This is a genomic window from Pararobbsia silviterrae, from assembly GCF_003628125.1.
GTDB lineage: Bacteria > Pseudomonadota > Gammaproteobacteria > Burkholderiales > Burkholderiaceae > Pararobbsia > Pararobbsia silviterrae.
In genome coordinates, this window is the sequence record NZ_RBZU01000027.1 from 1 (window position 1) to 18477 (window position 18477).

14 protein-coding genes and 1 tRNA gene are annotated in these 18477 nt (G+C 61.2%); all 15 read right to left on the reverse strand.

The features are described from left to right. A partial coding sequence (locus D7S86_RS28650; RefSeq protein ID WP_005434227.1) for a GTP-binding protein occupies positions 1 to 95 on the reverse strand: 95 nt, incomplete at its 3' end. A 65-nt stretch (positions 96 to 160) separates the two neighbouring features. Further along, positions 161 to 2263, reverse strand: coding sequence for an elongation factor G (fusA, locus tag D7S86_RS28655; RefSeq protein ID WP_121091543.1), 2103 nt, complete (start codon positions 2261 to 2263; stop codon positions 161 to 163). Positions 2264 to 2377: 114 nt separating this feature from the next. Further along, on the reverse strand, positions 2378 to 2848 hold the full coding sequence (gene rpsG / locus D7S86_RS28660) for a 30S ribosomal protein S7 (protein WP_121091544.1): 471 nt from the start codon (positions 2846 to 2848) through the stop codon (positions 2378 to 2380). A gap of 176 nt (positions 2849 to 3024) precedes the next feature. Beyond that, positions 3025 to 3405: a 30S ribosomal protein S12 gene (gene rpsL / locus D7S86_RS28665; RefSeq protein ID WP_121091545.1), complete on the reverse strand. Its 381-nt coding sequence runs from the start codon at positions 3403 to 3405 to the stop codon at positions 3025 to 3027. A 435-nt stretch (positions 3406 to 3840) separates the two neighbouring features. Then, complete coding sequence (recQ, locus tag D7S86_RS28670) at positions 3841 to 5688, reverse strand: DNA helicase RecQ (RefSeq protein ID WP_121091546.1); 1848 nt, start codon at positions 5686 to 5688, stop codon at positions 3841 to 3843. A gap of 241 nt (positions 5689 to 5929) precedes the next feature. After that, positions 5930 to 10168 (reverse strand): DNA-directed RNA polymerase subunit beta', encoded by a 4239-nt coding sequence (gene rpoC / locus D7S86_RS28675; RefSeq protein ID WP_121091547.1) that lies wholly within the window; start codon positions 10166 to 10168, stop codon positions 5930 to 5932. A gap of 19 nt (positions 10169 to 10187) precedes the next feature. Further along, on the reverse strand, positions 10188 to 14294 hold the full coding sequence (rpoB, locus tag D7S86_RS28680; protein ID WP_121091548.1) for a DNA-directed RNA polymerase subunit beta: 4107 nt from the start codon (positions 14292 to 14294) through the stop codon (positions 10188 to 10190). A gap of 355 nt (positions 14295 to 14649) precedes the next feature. After that, a complete protein-coding gene (gene rplL, locus D7S86_RS28685) occupies positions 14650 to 15030 on the reverse strand; it encodes a 50S ribosomal protein L7/L12 (RefSeq protein WP_121091549.1) in 381 nt (126 codons plus the stop codon). A 49-nt stretch (positions 15031 to 15079) separates the two neighbouring features. Continuing rightward, entirely contained in the window at positions 15080 to 15616 is a 537-nt protein-coding gene (gene rplJ, locus D7S86_RS28690; RefSeq protein ID WP_121091550.1) for a 50S ribosomal protein L10, read from the reverse strand. Positions 15617 to 15907: 291 nt separating this feature from the next. After that, on the reverse strand, positions 15908 to 16603 hold the full coding sequence (gene rplA / locus D7S86_RS28695; RefSeq protein ID WP_121091551.1) for a 50S ribosomal protein L1: 696 nt from the start codon (positions 16601 to 16603) through the stop codon (positions 15908 to 15910). After that, complete coding sequence (gene rplK, locus D7S86_RS28700; RefSeq protein WP_121091552.1) at positions 16604 to 17035, reverse strand: 50S ribosomal protein L11; 432 nt, start codon at positions 17033 to 17035, stop codon at positions 16604 to 16606. 171 nt (positions 17036 to 17206) lie between these two features. Next, on the reverse strand, positions 17207 to 17764 hold the full coding sequence (nusG, locus tag D7S86_RS28705; RefSeq protein ID WP_121091553.1) for a transcription termination/antitermination protein NusG: 558 nt from the start codon (positions 17762 to 17764) through the stop codon (positions 17207 to 17209). Between the two features lies 1 nt (position 17765). Beyond that, positions 17766 to 18146, reverse strand: a complete 381-nt coding sequence (gene secE / locus D7S86_RS28710) for a preprotein translocase subunit SecE (RefSeq protein ID WP_121091554.1) — start codon at positions 18144 to 18146, stop codon at positions 17766 to 17768. Between the two features lie 42 nt (positions 18147 to 18188). Beyond that, positions 18189 to 18264, reverse strand: a tRNA-Trp gene (locus D7S86_RS28715). Positions 18265 to 18323: 59 nt separating this feature from the next. After that, positions 18324 to 18477 (reverse strand): EF-Tu C-terminal domain-related protein (locus D7S86_RS28720; protein ID WP_476704093.1); only part of this gene is annotated, 154 nt, incomplete at its 5' end.

The following is an 18477-nucleotide window of genomic DNA, read 5'->3' on the forward strand; positions in this document are numbered from 1 at the left end:
ATCGCTGCCGTCAGCGTCGTCTTGCCATGGTCAACGTGACCAATGGTCCCCACGTTCACGTGCGGCTTGGTCCGCTCGAATTTACCTTTAGCCATGATTCTCTTCTTTCAGAAATGAAGTTGGGCGCGGCAACACTGCCGCGCCGTGACACGTTTTTAACTTACTTCGACTTCGCGCTCATGACGGCTTCAGCAACATTACGCGGGGCTTCCGAGTAGTGCTTGAATTCCATCGTGTACGTCGCACGACCTTGCGTCAGCGAACGCAGCGAGGTCGAGTAACCGAACATTTCGGCGAGCGGCACTTCAGCGCGCACGATCTTGCCGCCACCGACGATGTCGTCCATACCTTGAACGATACCGCGACGGCTCGACAGATCGCCCATCACGTTGCCCATGAAGTCTTCCGGCGTCTCGACTTCGACGGCCATCATCGGCTCGAGCAGCACGGGCGTCGCACGACGCATCCCTTCCTTGAACGCCATCGAACCGGCCATGCGGAACGCGTTTTCGTTCGAGTCCACGTCGTGGTACGAACCGAACGTCAGCGTGACCTTCACGTCGACGACCGGGAAGCCCGCGAGAATGCCCGACTTCAGCGTTTCCTGGATACCCTTGTCGACCGCGGGAATGTATTCACGCGGAACCACACCGCCCTTGATCGCGTCGACGAATTCGTAGCCCTTGCCTTGCTCCGACGGCTCGACGGTCACGACGACGTGACCGTACTGACCACGACCGCCCGACTGCTTGACGAACTTGCCTTCGACGTCTTCGGCGCGCGACTTGATCGTTTCGCGGTAAGCGACCTGCGGCTTGCCGACCGACGCTTCGACGTTGAATTCACGCTTCATCCGGTCGACGATGATTTCGAGGTGGAGCTCGCCCATCCCCGAGATGATCGTCTGACCCGATTCTTCATCGCTCGCGACGCGGAACGACGGATCTTCCTGAGCCAGACGGTTCAGTGCAATACCCATCTTTTCCTGGTCGGCCTTCGTCTTCGGCTCGACGGCCTGCGAAATCACCGGCTCCGGGAACACCATGCGTTCGAGCACGATGATGTTGTCCGGATCACAGAGCGTATCGCCGGTCGTCACGTCCTTCAGACCCACGGCTGCCGCGATGTCGCCTGCGCGCACTTCCTTGATTTCTTCGCGCTGATTCGCGTGCATCTGCAGAATACGACCCAGACGTTCCTTCTTGCTCTTGACCGGGTTGTAGATCGTATCGCCCGAATTCACGACGCCCGAATAGACACGGAAGAACGTGAGCTGACCGACGAACGGGTCCGTCATGATCTTGAACGCGAGGCCGGCGAACTTTTCTTCGTCGGACGCCTTGCGCGTGTCGGCTTCACCATCGTCGTTCTCGCCCTTGACCGGCGGAATGTCGACCGGCGACGGCATATAGTCGATCACGGCGTCGAGCATGGCCTGCACGCCCTTGTTCTTGAACGCGGTGCCGCAGAGCATCGGGACGATTTCACCCGCGATCGTGCGCGTACGCAGCGCGACCTTGATGTCTTCCTCGGTCAGCTCTTCGCCGCCGAGGTACTTTTCCATCAGCTCTTCGGTCGATTCCGCAGCCGCTTCGATCATCTTCTCGCGCCATTCGGCCGCGACGTCGGCGAGCTCGGCGGGGATGTCTTCGTACGTGAACTTCGTGCCTTGGCTCGCGTCGTCCCAGAAGATTGCCTTCATCTTCACGAGGTCGATGACGCCCTTGAAGTTTTCTTCAGCGCCGATCGGTACCTGGATGGGAATCGGGTTCGCCTTCAGACGAGCGCGCATCTGGTCGTGAACCTTGAAGAAGTTCGCGCCCGTGCGGTCCATCTTGTTGACGAACGCAAGACGCGGCACGCCGTACTTGTTGGCCTGACGCCAAACGGTTTCCGACTGCGGCTGCACGCCACCGACCGCGCAGTAGACCATGCACGCGCCGTCGAGCACGCGCATCGAGCGCTCGACTTCGATCGTGAAGTCGACGTGTCCCGGCGTGTCGATGATGTTGATACGGTGCTCGGGGTAGTTACCCGCCATGCCCTTCCAGAACGCGGTCGTCGCAGCCGACGTGATCGTGATGCCGCGCTCTTGTTCCTGCTCCATCCAGTCCATCGTCGCGGCGCCGTCATGCACCTCGCCGATCTTGTGGTTCACACCGGTGTAAAACAGGATACGTTCAGTCGTCGTCGTCTTGCCGGCGTCGATGTGAGCGCTAATCCCGATATTACGGTAGCGCTCGATAGGAGTCTTGCGAGCCACGTTGAATCCTCTATTCGTTCGCACCCAGGCGTTCCTGGCGTGCCCTAACACAAACGGGCGAGGCGCGTATTTGACGCGCACCCGCCCGGAGTTCCGGCAGAAAAACCGTGCCGATTAGAACCGGAAGTGCGAGAAGGCCTTGTTCGCTTCGGCCATACGGTGCACTTCGTCACGCTTCTTCATCGCACCGCCACGGCCTTCCGACGCTTCGAGCAGCTCGCCGGCGAGGCGCAGGGCCATCGACTTCTCGCTACGCTTCTTCGCGGACTCGCGCAGCCAACGCATCGCCAATGCCATACGACGCGACGGGCGCACTTCGACCGGAACTTGATAGTTGGCGCCACCAACCCGACGGCTCTTCACTTCGACCACCGGCTTGATGTTGTTCAGCGCGATGTTGAACACCTCGAGGGGGTCCTTGCCGGCCTTGCCCTGGATTTGTTCAAACGCGCCGTACACGATGCGCTCGGCAACCGACTTCTTGCCGGACAGCATGAGCACGTTCATGAACTTCGCAACATCGACATTGCCGAACTTCGGATCCGGCAATATCTCCCGCTTGGGGACTTCACGACGACGTGGCATCTTCTTTCCTTTACCTGTTCAGTTGGAGCCTTTGGCTCCCTGGTCATCAACATGCCCGCAACCGGGCGGGATGACCACTTACTCGACGGCACCCGTGCTTTGCACCAGTCCGCCGCAATATGCGCACAGAGCGTTCGACACGCGCCTGCGCAAAACCCGATACTACGAACGACGAATTACTTGCCGCTCTTCGCGCGCTTCGCACCGTACTTCGAGCGAGCTTGCTTACGGTCCTTGACGCCCTGGGTATCCAGCGAGCCGCGCACCATGTGATAACGCACACCCGGCAAGTCCTTGACACGACCGCCGCGGATCAGCACAACCGAGTGTTCCTGCAGGTTGTGGCCTTCACCGCCGATGTACGAGATGACTTCGAAGCCGTTGGTCAGGCGAACCTTGGCGACCTTACGGAGTGCCGAGTTCGGCTTCTTCGGCGTCGTGGTGTACACACGGGTGCACACACCGCGACGCTGGGGGCAGTCCTGCAGTGCCGGGCTCTTGCTCTTGGCGTGGCCAGAGACGCGCGGCTTGCGGACCAACTGATTGATCGTTGGCATTGTTGATTCCTGCAAAAAATGAAGTTGGGTTTCAGATCCCGTGGATCTGGACGGCCCGGGCAAGCGGACCGCGTCCGGATTCGTCGTCCGCATGGGTGGCGAACCGATGGCGATGCGCGCTTCGCAATGATCAAAACGGCCAACCATGCAAGCAGCATCCGACCCAAAATCCGGAACCTCGCATGTTATTCCGGAAGTCAAGCGTTGGTCAACCTGTTCGCGCAAAAATCCTTGGAAATTCAGGGAGATTCGCGGACGGCTCGGTTCGCCGCGGGGCCGCGGTGCGGCGCGAAACGACCAGCGAGGCGGCACACTTCATGTCGCGCACGCGGGATTAGCGCACGAATACATTGGGCGCCGGCATTCTTTGGCTTTGGCTTTCGATGGTCACGCCGCGCATGGCCGGCGGCGCGACATGCGCGGCGGCCGCGTCGCTCAATCCATCGCGGACACCACGTCGAGCAACGCTTCACCGAAGCGCTCGAGCTTGCGCGCCCCGATGCCCGGAATGCCGCGCAACTCGCCGATCGTCGCCGGCGCATTGCGCGCGAGCTCGGCCAGCGTCGCGTCGTGGAAGATCAAATACGCGGGCACGCCATCGTCCTTCGCGGTTTCCGCGCGCCACGCGCGCAACCGCTCCCAGCGCGCGCGCTGATGCGCGGACATCCCCGATGTCGGGTCGGTGCGCGATGCGCTCTTCGCGCCGGCCTGCCGGCTGCGCACGGGTTTGACATAGCGGCGCAGCGTCACCTGCTCCTCGCCCTTGAGCACCGCCCGACTCGCGCCGGTCAGAACAAGCGCGCCGTGACCGAGATGATCGACCGCAAGCAAGCCGTACGCGACGAGCTGCCGGAACACGGCGCGCCACTCGGGCTCCCCGAGGGCCGCGCCGACGCCGAACGTCGTCAATTGATCGTGCGCATGTTGCGTCACGCGTTCGGTCTTGTTGCCGCGCAGGATGTCGATCAAGTGTCCGGCGCCGAAACTGAAGCCGCTCGCGCGCATCGTGCGATACACGCATGAGAGCGCCATTTGCGCCTCGCGCGTGCCATCCCATGTGTCGGGCGGATTCAGGCAGGTATCGCAATTCCCGCAAGGCTGCGAACCTTCGCCGAAATAGGCGAGCAATCGCACGCGGCGACACCCCGCGGTCTCGCAGAGGCCCAGCAGCGCGTCGAGCTTCGCCGTGCTCAGCCGCTTATGCGCTTCATCGGCATCCGATTCGTCGATCATCTTGCGCTGCTGCACGACGTCGCCGAGGCCATAGGCCATCCACGCATTCGCGGGCGTGCCGTCGCGGCCCGCGCGGCCGGTTTCCTGGTAATACCCTTCGACGCTCTTCGGCAAGTCGAGATGCGCGACGAATCGCACGTCGGGTTTGTCGATCCCCATGCCGAACGCAATCGTCGCGACCATCACGACGCCGTCCTCGCGCTTGAATTGCTCCTGCCGCGTCTGGCGGATGTCGGCGTCCATGCCCGCGTGATACGCAAGCGCGCGCACGCCCTGCGTGTTGAGCCATTCGGCGGTCTCTTCGACCTTGCGCCGCGAGAGGCAATAGACAATGCCTGCGTCGTTGCCACCGTCGTTCTGGTGCTCGCTGCGAATGAAGTCGAGCAGCTGCGAGCGCGCGTTGTCCTTTTCGACGATCCGGTAGCGGATATTGGGCCGATCGAAGCTCGCGAGAAACACGCGCGCGGCGTCGAGCGCGAGACGCTCGATGATCTCGTTGCGCGTCGCCTCGTCCGCCGTCGCGGTCAGCGCAATGCGCGGCACGCTCGGGAATCGCTCGTGCAGGACCGACAGCTGGATATATTCGGGCCGGAAGTCGTGACCCCACTGCGAGACGCAGTGCGCCTCGTCGATCGCGAACAAGCCGATCTTCGAGCGATCGAGCAGCTCGAGAAAACGCGACGTCATCAAACGCTCGGGCGCGACGTAAAGCAGATCGATCTCGCCACGCTCGAACGCGCGCTCGGTTTGAAAAGCCTGTTGACCGGTCAACGCCGAGTTCAGGTACGCGGCCCGTACGCCAACCTCCTGGAGCGCGGCGACCTGGTCCTGCATCAGCGCGATCAGCGGCGACACGACGATCGCGGCGCCAAGTCCGCGCTGCATCCGCTCGAGCGCCGGGATCTGATAGCACAACGATTTACCGCCGCCCGTCGGCATCAGGACGAGGCAGTCTCCGCCTTGCGCGACGTGCTCGACGACGTCCGCCTGCAAGCCGCGGAACGCCGGATAACCGAACACCTCATTGAGAATCTCAAGACAACGGGACATGAAGACGAAACCGACGGCGGCAAACGGGACACCCGAGTCTAGCAGCGCCCGTACAAGAAACCGATAGGCCGGATGGATAAAGATGGGAGGGAAACACGCGCCCAAATCAACACGCGCCCCGAACGCGGCGCGTATCGATCGTCGGGCACGCGGGCAAAAAAAATCCCGGCAGGCTTGATCCGCCTGCCGGGATTCGTCTTGCCGCGGACGGCGGACCTCGCGGTCCGCCGTGCCGACACGCTTACTCTGCCGACGGCGTCGGCTCGGTCGTCGTATCGGGGCTCGCGAAGTCGAACGTCGCAGCCTCTTCGGCCGCGATCTGGTCGTGGCGTTCGCGATCGAGCGATTCCTTGACCTTGCGCGCCTTGTGGAACGCGAGGCCCGTACCCGCCGGAATCAGACGACCGACGATCACGTTTTCCTTCAGACCGCGCAGATCGTCGCGCTTGCCCATGATCGCGGCTTCGGTCAGCACGCGCGTCGTTTCCTGGAACGACGCCGCCGAGATGAACGAATCCGTCGACAGCGACGCCTTCGTGATACCGAGCAGCACGTTGTCGTACAGCGCCGGACGCTTGTCCTCGGCGATCATCCGATCGTTCTCGTCGAGCATATCCGACCGCTCGACTTGTTCGCCCGGGATGAAGCGCGTATCGCCGTTGTCGGTGATCGCCACGCGACGCAGCATCTGGCGAACGATCACCTCGATGTGCTTGTCGTTGATCTTCACACCTTGCAGACGATAGACGTCCTGCACTTCGTCGACGATATAGCGCGACAGCGCCTCGATACCCTGCAGACGCAGGATGTCGTGCGGATCGGCCGGACCGTCGACGATCATTTCGCCCTTGTTGACGACCTGACCATCGTGCACGAGCACTTGCTTGTCCTTCGAGATCAGGAACTCGTGCTGGTTGCCGTCGAGGTCGGTAATGACCAGACGCTGCTTGCCCTTCGTGTCCTTACCGAACGACGTCGTACCCGTGACTTCCGCGAGAATGCCGGCGTCCTTCGGCGAACGCGCCTCGAACAGTTCGGCCACGCGCGGCAGACCCCCGGTAATGTCACGCGTCTTCTGCGCTTCGGTCGGGATCCGTGCGAGCACTTCACCAGCCTGCACCTGCTGACCATCCTTGACGGTGATCAGTGCGCCGACCTGGAAGCCGATCGCCACCGCGTGTTCCGTATTCGGAATCTTGATCTCTTCGCCGGATGCGTCGATGAGCTTGACCTGCGGACGCACGGTCTTGCCTTGCGTGCCACGACGCTTCGGATCGATCGAGACGAGCGTCGACAGACCCGTGACTTCGTCGATCTGCTTCGCGACGGTCACGCCTTCCTCGACGTTTTCGAACTTCACGGTGCCGCCCCACTCCGTGATGATCGGGCGCGTCAGCGGATCCCAGGCGGCAAGCTGCGTGCCGGCCTTGATCAGTGCGCCGTCGAGTTGCAACAGCGTCGCGCCGTACGGCACCTTGTGACGTTCACGCTCACGGCCGTGATCGTCAGCGATGATCGCCTCGCCCGAACGCGAAATGACGATCTGCTCGCCCTTCGCATTCGTGACGTAACGCATCGTCGCCGTGAAACGCACGGTGCCGTTGGACTTCGCTTCAACGCTCGATGCAACGGCGTTACGCGATGCCGCGCCACCGATGTGGAACGTACGCATCGTCAACTGCGTACCCGGTTCGCCGATCGACTGCGCGGCGATCACCCCGACGGCTTCACCGACGTTCACGAGCGAGCCACGACCGAGGTCGCGACCATAGCAGCTCGCGCACAGACCGTAGCGCGTCGCGCAGGTCAGCGGCGTACGCACGCGCACTTCGTCGATGCCAAGGCGTTCGATCTCTTCGACCGCATCTTCGTCGAGCAGCGTGCCCGCTTCGTACAGCGTTTCCTGCGTCTCGGGGTTCACGACGTCGCTTAGTGCGACACGGCCGAGAATACGGTCGCGCAGCGCTTCGACGACTTCACCGCCTTCGACGAGTGCCTTCATTGCGACGCCGTTCTGCGTGCCGCAATCGTCCTCGACGACGACGAGATCCTGCGTGACGTCGACCAGACGGCGCGTCAGGTAACCCGAGTTCGCGGTCTTCAGTGCCGTATCCGCCAGACCCTTCCGTGCACCGTGGGTCGAGATGAAGTACTGCAACACGTTCAGACCTTCGCGGAAGTTCGCCGTAATCGGCGTCTCGATGATCGAGCCGTCCGGCTTCGCCATCAGGCCCCGCATCCCGGCGAGCTGACGGATCTGCACCGCCGAACCCCGTGCGCCCGAGTCCGCCATCATGTAGATCGAGTTGAACGATTCCTGGCGCGTGTTGTTGCCGTCACGGTCGATGACCGGTTCCGACGACAACTGCTCCATCATCGCCTTGCCGACCGCTTCCGACGTGGCCGACCAGATGTCGACGACGTTGTTGTAGCGCTCTTGCGAGGTCACGAGACCCGACATGTACTGACGCTCGTATTCCTTCACCTTCTGCGATGCGTCGTTGACGATCGTTTCCTTCGCAGGCGGCACGAGCATGTCGTCGACGCAGATCGAGATACCGGCGCGCGTGGCGAGACGGAAGCCCGACTGCATGAGCTGATCGGCGAAGATGACCGTTTCGCGCAGACCGCAGCGGCGGAACGCCGTATTGATCAGGCGCGAAATTTCCTTCTTCTTGAGCGGCTTGTTCAGCACCGTGAACGGCAGCCCCGGCGGAAGGATTTCCGACAGGATCGCGCGGCCGACGGTCGTCGCGTACAGCGAGATCTTCGGCACGAACTTCGGCGCGCCTTCGCTCTTGTCTTCGTTCGCGACTTGCTCGGTGATCCGCACGTTCACGCGCGAGGTCAGCTCGACCTGCTTGTTTTCGAGCGCGAGGATCACTTCCGAGACGCCCGTGAACGTCAGGCCTTCGCCCTTGCCGTTCGTGCGCTCGCGCGTCGCGTAGTAGAGACCCAGCACGATATCCTGCGACGGCACGATCGACGGATCGCCGTTGGCCGGGAACAGGACGTTGTTCGATGCGAGCATCAACGTGCGCGCTTCGAGCTGCGCTTCGAGCGACAGCGGCACGTGCACAGCCATCTGGTCACCGTCGAAGTCGGCGTTGAACGCCGCGCAAACGAGCGGGTGCAGCTGGATCGCCTTGCCTTCGATGAGCACGGGCTCGAACGCCTGAATCCCGAGGCGGTGGAGCGTCGGCGCACGGTTCAGCATGACCGGGTGTTCACGAATGACTTCTTCGAGAATGTCCCACACGACGGCCGTCTGGTTTTCCACTTCCTTCTTTGCGGCCTTGATCGTCGTCGCGACGCCCATGACTTCGAGCTTGTGGAAAATGAACGGCTTGAACAGTTCGAGCGCCATCAGCTTCGGCAGACCGCACTGATGCAGCTTGAGCGTCGGACCGACGACGATGACCGAACGGCCCGAATAGTCGACGCGCTTACCCAGCAGGTTCTGACGGAAACGACCGCCCTTACCCTTGATCATGTCGGCGAGCGACTTCAGCGGGCGCTTGTTCGCGCCCGTCATCGCCTTGCCGCGGCGGCCGTTGTCGAGCAGCGAGTCGACAGCTTCCTGCAGCATGCGCTTTTCGTTGCGCACGATGATTTCAGGCGCCTTGAGCTCGAGCAGACGCTTCAACCGGTTGTTCCGGTTGATGACGCGGCGATAGAGATCGTTGAGGTCCGACGTCGCGAAGCGGCCGCCGTCGAGCGGCACGAGCGGACGCAGTTCGGGCGGCAGCACCGGCAGCACTTCGAGCACCATCCAGTCGGGCTTGATGCCCGAACGCTGGAACGCCTCGAGCACCTTGAGGCGCTTCGCGTACTTCTTGATCTTCGCTTCCGAACCGGTCGTCTTGAGTTCCTGACGCAGCGTTTCCGCCTGCGCATCGATATCGATCGAACGCAGCAGTTCGCGCACGCCTTCCGCGCCCATCTCGGCGCGGAATTCGTCGCCGTATTCCTCGACCTTGTTGTAGTAATCCTCTTCGGTCATGATCTGCGCGCGCTTGAGCGGCGTCATGCCCGGTTCGATGACCACATAGGCTTCGAAATACAGCACGCGTTCGATGTCGCGCAGCGTCATGTCGAGCACCATGCCCAGACGCGACGGCAGCGACTTCAGGAACCAGATGTGCGCGACGGGCGACGCGAGTTCGATGTGGCCCATGCGCTCACGGCGCACCTTGGCCAGCGTCACTTCAACGCCGCACTTCTCGCAGATCACGCCACGGTGCTTGAGGCGCTTGTACTTGCCGCACAGGCACTCGTAGTCCTTGATCGGCCCGAAAATCTTCGCGCAGAACAAGCCATCCCGCTCGGGCTTGAACGTGCGGTAGTTGATGGTTTCGGGCTTCTTGACTTCACCGAACGACCACGACCGGATCTTGTCCGGCGACGCGAGGCCAATCTTGATCGCGTCGAATACTTCTTCTTGTTGGACTTGCTTGAATAGATCGAGCAGAGCTTTCATTGCTTTCTCCGTAGTCCGATTAGTTGCGATCGAGATCGATGTCGATACCGAGCGAGCGGATTTCCTTCACGAGCACGTTGAAGGATTCCGGCATGCCCGCGTCGATGACGTGATCGCCCTTGACCAGGTTCTCATAGACCTTGGTCCGGCCTGTCACGTCGTCCGACTTGACCGTCAACATTTCCTGCAGCACGTACGACGCGCCGTAGGCCTCGAGCGCCCACACTTCCATTTCACCGAAACGCTGGCCACCGAACTGCGCCTTACCGCCGAGCGGCTGCTGCGTGACGAGCGAGTACGGGCCCGTCGAACGCGCGTGCATCTTGTCGTCGACAAGGTGATGCAGCTTCAGGTAGTGCATGTAGCCGATCGTGACCGGACGTTCGAATGCCTCGCCCGTGCGACCGTCGAACAGTTGCAGCTGGTTCTTCGAAGGCGTCATGCCGAGTTGCTTCGCCACGTCGTCCGGGAACGCGAGGTCGAGCGCGCGCGACATTTCTTCTTCGGTCGCACCGTCGAACACCGGCGTCGCGAACGGCACGCCTTCCTTGAGGTTGTCCGCGAGCTGCAGGATTTCCTCGTCGGTGAACGAATCGAGGGCTTCCGCACGGCCGGACTCGTTGTAGATCTTCGCGAGGAAGGCGCGCATTTCTTCGGCCTTCACATGCTTCTGGAGCATCTCGCCGATGCGCCAGCCGAGACCCTTCGCGGCCCAGCCGAGGTGCACTTCAAGCACCTGACCCACGTTCATCCGCGACGGCACGCCGAGCGGGTTCAGCACGACGTCGGCCGGACGGCCGTCGGCCATGTACGGCATGTCTTCGATCGGCACGATCTTCGACACGACACCCTTGTTCCCGTGACGGCCGGCCATCTTGTCGCCAGGCTGCAGACGACGTTTGACCGCGAGGTACACCTTGACCATCTTGAGCACGCCCGGCGGCAGTTCGTCGCCTTGCGTGAGCTTCTTGCGCTTCTCTTCGAACGCGAGATCGAACTGATGGCGCTTCTGCTCGATCGATTCCTTGATCGCTTCGAGTTGCTGCGCGGCTTCGTCGTCGGCCAGGCGAATGTCGAACCAGTGATAGTGCTCGAGATCCGCGAGGTATTCCTTCGTGAGCTTCGCGCCCTTCGCCAGCTTCTTCGGGCCGCCGTTGACGACCTTGTCGACGAGCATGCGCTCGAGACGCTGGAACGCATCGCCCTCGACGATCCGGAGCTGGTCGTTGAGGTCGAGACGATAGCGCTTGAGTTCATCGTCGATGATCTGTTGCGCACGCTTGTCACGCTGGATGCCTTCGCGCGTGAAGACCTGAACGTCGATGACCGTACCGCTCATGCCCGAAGGCACGCGCAGCGACGTGTCCTTCACGTCCGATGCCTTCTCGCCGAAGATCGCGCGCAGCAGCTTTTCTTCCGGCGTCAGCTGGGTTTCGCCCTTCGGCGTGACCTTGCCGACGAGCACGTCGCCCGCTTCGACTTCGGCGCCGATGTAGACGATGCCCGACTCATCGAGACGGCCGAGCTGGACTTCGGCGAGGTTCGAGATATCGCGCGTGATTTCTTCCGGTCCGAGCTTCGTGTCGCGCGCCACAACGCTGAGTTCTTCGATGTGGATCGACGTATAACGATCGTCGGCGACGACCTTTTCCGAGATCAGGATCGAATCTTCGAAGTTGTAGCCGTTCCACGGCATGAACGCGACCATCATGTTCTGGCCGAGCGCGAGCTCGCCGAGGTCGGTCGACGCACCGTCGGCCACCACGTCGCCGCGCGCGACCTTGTCGCCGACCTTCACGATCGGACGCTGATTGATGTTCGTGTTCTGATTCGAACGCGTGTACTTGATCAGGTTGTAGATATCGACACCGACGTCACCGGCGACGGCTTCGTCGTCGTTGACGCGAATCACGATACGGCCCGCGTCGACGTAGTCGACGACGCCGCCGCGCATGGCCTGGACCGTGGTACCCGAGTCGACGGCCACCGTGCGTTCGATACCCGTACCGACGACCGCCTTTTCCGGACGCAGGCAAGGCACGGCCTGACGCTGCATGTTCGAGCCCATCAACGCGCGGTTCGCGTCATCGTGCTCGAGGAACGGAATCAGCGAGGCCGCGACCGAGACGATCTGCGACGGCGCGACGTCCATGTACTGGATCCGATCGGGCGTGACCATCAGCGTATCGCCGGCTTCGCGCGCCGAGACGAGCTCGTCGTTGAGCGTGCCGTCTTCGCCGACTGCGGCATTCGCCTGAGCGATCACGTAGCGGCCTTCTTCGATCGCCGACAGGTAGTCGATCTGGTCCGTGACCTTGCCGTTCTCGACCTTGCGATACGGCGTTTCGAGGAAGCCGTATTCGTTCAGGTGCGCATAGAGCGCGAGCGAGTTGATCAGGCCGATGTTCGGGCCTTCCGGCGTTTCAATCGGGCAGACGCGGCCATAGTGCGTCGGGTGCACGTCGCGAACTTCGAAGCCCGCGCGCTCACGCGTCAGACCACCCGGTCCGAGTGCCGAAACACGGCGCTTGTGGGTGATTTCCGACAGCGGGTTCGTCTGGTCCATGAACTGCGACAGCTGCGACGAACCGAAGAACTCGCGAATCGCCGACGAAATCGGCTTCGAGTTGATCAGATCGTGCGGCATCAGGTTTTCGCTTTCGGCCTGGCCGAGGCGTTCCTTGACCGCGCGCTCGACGCGCACGAGACCCGCGCGGAATTGATTTTCCGCGAGTTCGCCGACGCAACGCACACGACGGTTGCCGAGGTGATCGATATCGTCGACTTCGCCCTTGCCGTTACGCAATTCGACGAGGATCTTGATCGCCGCGAGAATGTCGTCGTCCTGCAGCGTCATCGGTCCGAGGATCTCGTCACGACCGACGCGGCGGTTGAACTTCATACGGCCGACCTTCGAGAGGTCGTACGCTTCTTCGCTGTAGAACAGGCGGTTGAACAGCGCCTCGACCGCTTCTTCGGTCGGCGGTTCGCCCGGACGCATCATCCGGTAGATCGCGATACGCGCGGCCGTGCGATCGGTCGTTTCATCGATGCGCAGGGTCTGCGAGATGTACGGACCTTGATCGAGATCGTTCGTGTAGAGCGTCTGGATGCTCTTGACCTTCGCGTCGCGAAGCTTCTCGAGCAGCGTTTCCGTAATTTCTTCGTTCGCGTTCGCGATGACCTCGCCGGTTTCCGGGTCGATCACATTCTTCGCGAGCACGCGGCCGATCAGATAGTCCTCGGGGACCGAGATGAACTTGGTCTTTGCGTTTTCGAGGTCGCGAATATGCTTCGCGTTGATCCGCTTGTCTTTCGCGACGATCAGGTTGCCGTCACGGTCGTTGATGTCGAAGCGCGCGACTTCACCGCGCAGGCGTTCGGGCACGAACTCGACCTGCGCGCCTTCGTCCATCAGCGTGAAATTGTCGAAGACGAAGAAGTTCGCGAGGATCTGTTCGGGCGAGAGACCGATGGCCTTGAGCAGAATCGTGACCGGCATCTTGCGGCGACGGTCGACGCGGAAGTACAGGATGTCCTTCGGATCGAATTCGAAGTCGAGCCACGAGCCGCGGTACGGAATGATCCGTGCCGAGAACAGCAGCTTGCCCGAGCTGTGCGTCTTGCCCTTGTCGTGTTCGAAGAACACGCCCGGCGAACGGTGAAGCTGCGAGACGATGACGCGCTCCGTGCCGTTGATGACGAATGAACCGGTCGAGGTCATGAGCGGAATTTCGCCCATGTAGACTTCCTGCTCCTTGACTTCCTTGACGACGGGCTTGCTCGGCGATTCCTTGTCGAGCAGCACGAGGCGTACTTTCGCGCGCAGCGCCGAACAGAAAGTCAGGCCACGTTGTTGGCATTCCTTGACGTCAAACGCGGGAGGCGACAGCATATAGCTCACGAACTCGAGCCGCGCGAAGCCGTTGTGCGAAACGATCGGGAAAACCGAGGTAAAAGCTGCCTGCAGACCCTCGGGCTTACGTGCCGACGGGTTGGAGTCCTGCTGCAGGAAGGTGCTGAATGATTCGAGCTGGGTAGCCAGCAGAAACGGAACTTGGTGAACGATCGGGCGCTTCGCAAAACTCTTGCGAAGACGCTTCTTTTCGGTGAAGGAATATTGCATACGAGCTCCGGATCACGGCAGATCGACGCCCTCTTGGGCGAGACCCGAGTGTTCACCGACTGAGACCCTGTAGCCTCGCTCCCGATTCGGGAACGGACCAAGAAGCTTGGTGGTTGGCCGCTACCAACCGCTGGCTGACGGCATGGACCGGACTGGCGCCCATACCCGACCAAACTTGCCTTCTGCAGTCGCTTCAGAAGACAAAGAAGAGTGCCGCATTGGCGTGTGACGCTCTTCTTTGACCTCTGTCGGCAGCCATTCATCGCGGTCGAATATCCCCACGAAAAACAGCCGCCCACAAAGCACAAAAAGGCCGACGGTAAAAACCGTCAGCCTTCGCGCGGAAACGCGAGAATTACTTGATTTCAGCCTTAGCGCCGGCTTCTTCGAGCTTCTTCTTTGCTTCTTCAGCAGCAGCCTTCGCCACGGCTTCCTTGACGGGCTTCGGTGCGCCGTCAACGAGGTCCTTCGCTTCCTTCAGGCCCAGGCCCGTCAGTTCACGAACGGCCTTAATGACGCCAACCTTGTTCGCGCCGATTTCCGTCAGGATGACGTTGAATTCGGTTTGCTCTTCCGCTGCAGCAGCTGCGCCGCCACCAGCAGCACCGCCACCAGCGACCGACAGAGCGGCTGCCGACACGCCAAACTTCTCTTCGAACGCCTTGACGAGTTCGTTGAGTTCGAGAACCGACATCGAGCCTACGGCTTCGAGGATGTCTTCTTTTGCGATTGCCATTTGAAAATACTCCTAATTTGAATACGGATACGGGTTGGCTAAGCTGAGCTTATTCGGCTGCAGCGGCGGCTTCGGTCGGAGCGGCTTCGGCGGGAGCGCCTTCTGCGCGCTTCGCAGCCAGCGCGGCCAGAGCACGCGCAAAGCCCGAAACCGGTGCTTGCATGACGCCAAGCAGCTTGGCCAGCAGTTCTTCGCGGCTCGGAACCGAGGCCAGCGCTTGCACGCTTGCCTTGTCCAGGACCTGACCTTCGTACGAACCGGCACGGATCACCAGCTTGTCATTGCCTTTCGCAAAGTCATTGATGACCTTCGCAGCAGCAATGGCGTCTTCCGACACGCTATAAATCAGCGGGCCCGTCATCTGGTCAGCCAGCGGAGCGAACGGCGTACCTTCAACCGCACGACGTGCGAGCGTGTTCTTGAGAACGCGCAGGTAAACCTTTTGCTCCCGCGCTTTCGCGCGCAGCTTGGTCAAATCGCCAACCGCGATTCCACGATATTCGGCCAGCACGATGCTCTGGGCCTTGGCAACTTCTGCCTGGACCTCGGCAACGACGGCCTGCTTATCTTCTCGATTGAGTGGCACGGTTAAACCTCCAGTTCGATGCGCGACGTTAAAAGTTGCGCATCGGTTTCACTACGGCGTCCGAGTTGCCAGGAGAATTTCCACCGTCCACTTACTGCCGTATCCGGTACAAATGCTGCAAAACTGGTTCGGGTTCGCCATCTGCGTTGGACTGAATTAAGGAATCGGCTGACTGCGCCTCATCCACCAACGGTCTTTGACAACCGGATCAATGGTCGATTGCCCCATTCACCCGCCCAAAGTACGTTAGGACTGCCGGCGTTGTCGCTCCGGCAATCCTCAATGCGTGTATTACGCGTTCAGCGACGCTTGGTCGACACGAATGCCGACGCCCATCGTGCTCGACACGGCGATCTTGCGCAGGTAGACGCCCTTGCTCGTCGCGGGCTTCGACTTCTGCAGCGCGTCGATCAGCGCAGCCAGGTTCGTGCGCAGCGCGGTCGGCTCGAACGAAGCACGGCCGATCGTTGCGTGGATGATACCGGCCTTGTCGACACGGTATTGGACCTGACCGGCCTTGGCGTTCTTGACTGCCGTCGCGACGTCGGGCGTCACCGTGCCGACCTTCGGGTTCGGCATCAGGCCGCGCGGGCCGAGGATCTGACCGAGCGTACCGACGATACGCATCGTGTCCGGCGACGCGATCACGACGTCGAAATTCAGATTGCCGGCCTTGACTTGCTCAGCGAGATCTTCCATGCCGACGACGTCCGCACCGGCAGCCTTCGCTTGCTCGGCCTTTTCGCCTTGCGCGAACACGGCAACGCGAACGGACTTACCCGTACCAGCGGGCAGCACGACCGAACCGCGGACGACTTGGTCCGACTTCTTCGCGTCGATGCCGAGCTGCACAGCCACGTCGATCGACTCGTCGAACTTCGCCGTCGCGCACGACTTCACGAGCGCGAGTGCGTCATCGATTGCGTAAAGCTTGGTTGCGTCGACCTTCGCCGCAAAAGCTTGAATGCGCTTCGAAATCTTAGCCATTTACACGCCCTCCACGGTGATGCCCATCGAACGGGCGCTGCCAGCGATCGTACGCACGGCGGCGTCGAGATCCGCGGCGGTGAGATCAGGCATCTTGGTCTTTGCGATTTCTTCCGCTTGCGCGCGCGTGATCTTGCCGACCTTGTCGGTGTGGGGCTTCGCCGAACCCTTGTCGAGCTTGGCGGCCTTCTTGATCAGCACCGTCGCCGGCGGCGTCTTCAGGACGAACGTGAAGCTCTTGTCCGCGAAGGCCGTGATCACGACGGGAGTCGGGAGACCCGGTTCCAGAGTCTGCGTTTGCGCGTTGAACGCCTTGCAGAACTCCATGATGTTCAGACCGCGCTGACCGAGCGCCGGACCGACCGGCGGCGACGGATTTGCCTTACCGGCCGGGATTTGCAGCTTGATAAAGCCGATAATCTTCTTTGCCATAATGAACCTCGAATGAACGCAGGGCGTTCGATGAGTGGTTAGCGCGCGTTCGCCGATGTCATGCGATCCGTGATGCGGGATCGTTCAACGCAGCTACTGACGCTCCTCTACGGTGTGCGCGGACCGTAAGCGCGAACGCCGCCTCGCATTGAAATGCGAAGCGGCGTGTCATCAAATCTTTTCGACTTGACCGAATTCGAGTTCCACAGGGGTGGCGCGGCCGAAAATCGTAACGGACACACGAACCCGGGACTTCTCGTAGTTGACTTCCTCGACGCTGCCGTTGAAGTCGGTAAACGGACCATCCTTGACGCGCACGAGCTCGCCGACCTCGAACAGCGTCTTCGGCCGCGGCTTTTCGACACCTTCCTGCATCTGCGACATGATCTTCTCGACTTCGCGTTCCGAAATCGGACTCGGCCGATTCCGCGCGCCGCCGACGAAACCCGTCACTTTTGCGGTATTTTTTACGAGGTGCCACGTCTCATCGGTCATTTCCATTTCAACGAGCACGTAGCCCGGAAAGAAACGACGCTCGGTCACCGATTTGTGACCGCCTTTGATTTCGACCACTTCTTCCGTCGGAACGAGGATCCGGCCGAACTTGTCCTGCATTTCGGCGCGGTCGATGCGTTCCTGCAATGCACGTTGCACGCTCTTTTCCATACCGGAATAGGCGTGCACGACGTACCAGCGCTTTCCTTCCTGAGGCTTCGCGAAGTCGGTCATATTATTTCCAACCGAGGATCAACGAGAAAACGATCCATTCGATCGTTTTATCGCTTCCCCAGATGCAGAGAGCCATCACGAGTACGAAGCCGAAAACCACGAGCGTCGTCTGACCGGCTTCCTTGCGGGTCGGCCACACGACCTTGCGGACTTCGCGATACGAATCCTTGGCGAACGCGACGAATGCCTTTCCGGTCGCCGAGAAGTACGCAACGACAACGGCCGCGATGATCCCTGCGAACAACGCCGCACCACGCACATACCAATCCTGTGCGCCCAGCATGTAGAAGCCGGCGATGCCAGCAACCACGAGCAGCACAGCAACGGCAAGCATGAGCTTGTCGCTGGTGGAGCTCACATTTTCGACGGAAGGATTCGCCATAACACCAAGCTGACGAGCCGCTCTAGGCGGCTCGGATTTTTTTGGCAGGGGCAGAGGGAATCGAACCCCCAACCTTCGGTTTTGGAGACCGACGCTCTGCCAGTTGAGCTATACCCCTGTAAACCAAATTGGGGTCGGTCGTTTCCGACCCCAGACTCGATCGATCGTCTAACTGGCTTAGGCGATGATCTTAGCGACGACGCCGGCGCCGACGGTACGGCCGCCTTCGCGGATTGCGAAGCGCAGACCTTCTTCCATCGCGATCGGGTGGATCAGCTTAACCGTGATCGACACGTTGTCGCCCGGCATCACCATTTCCTTGTCCGCCGGC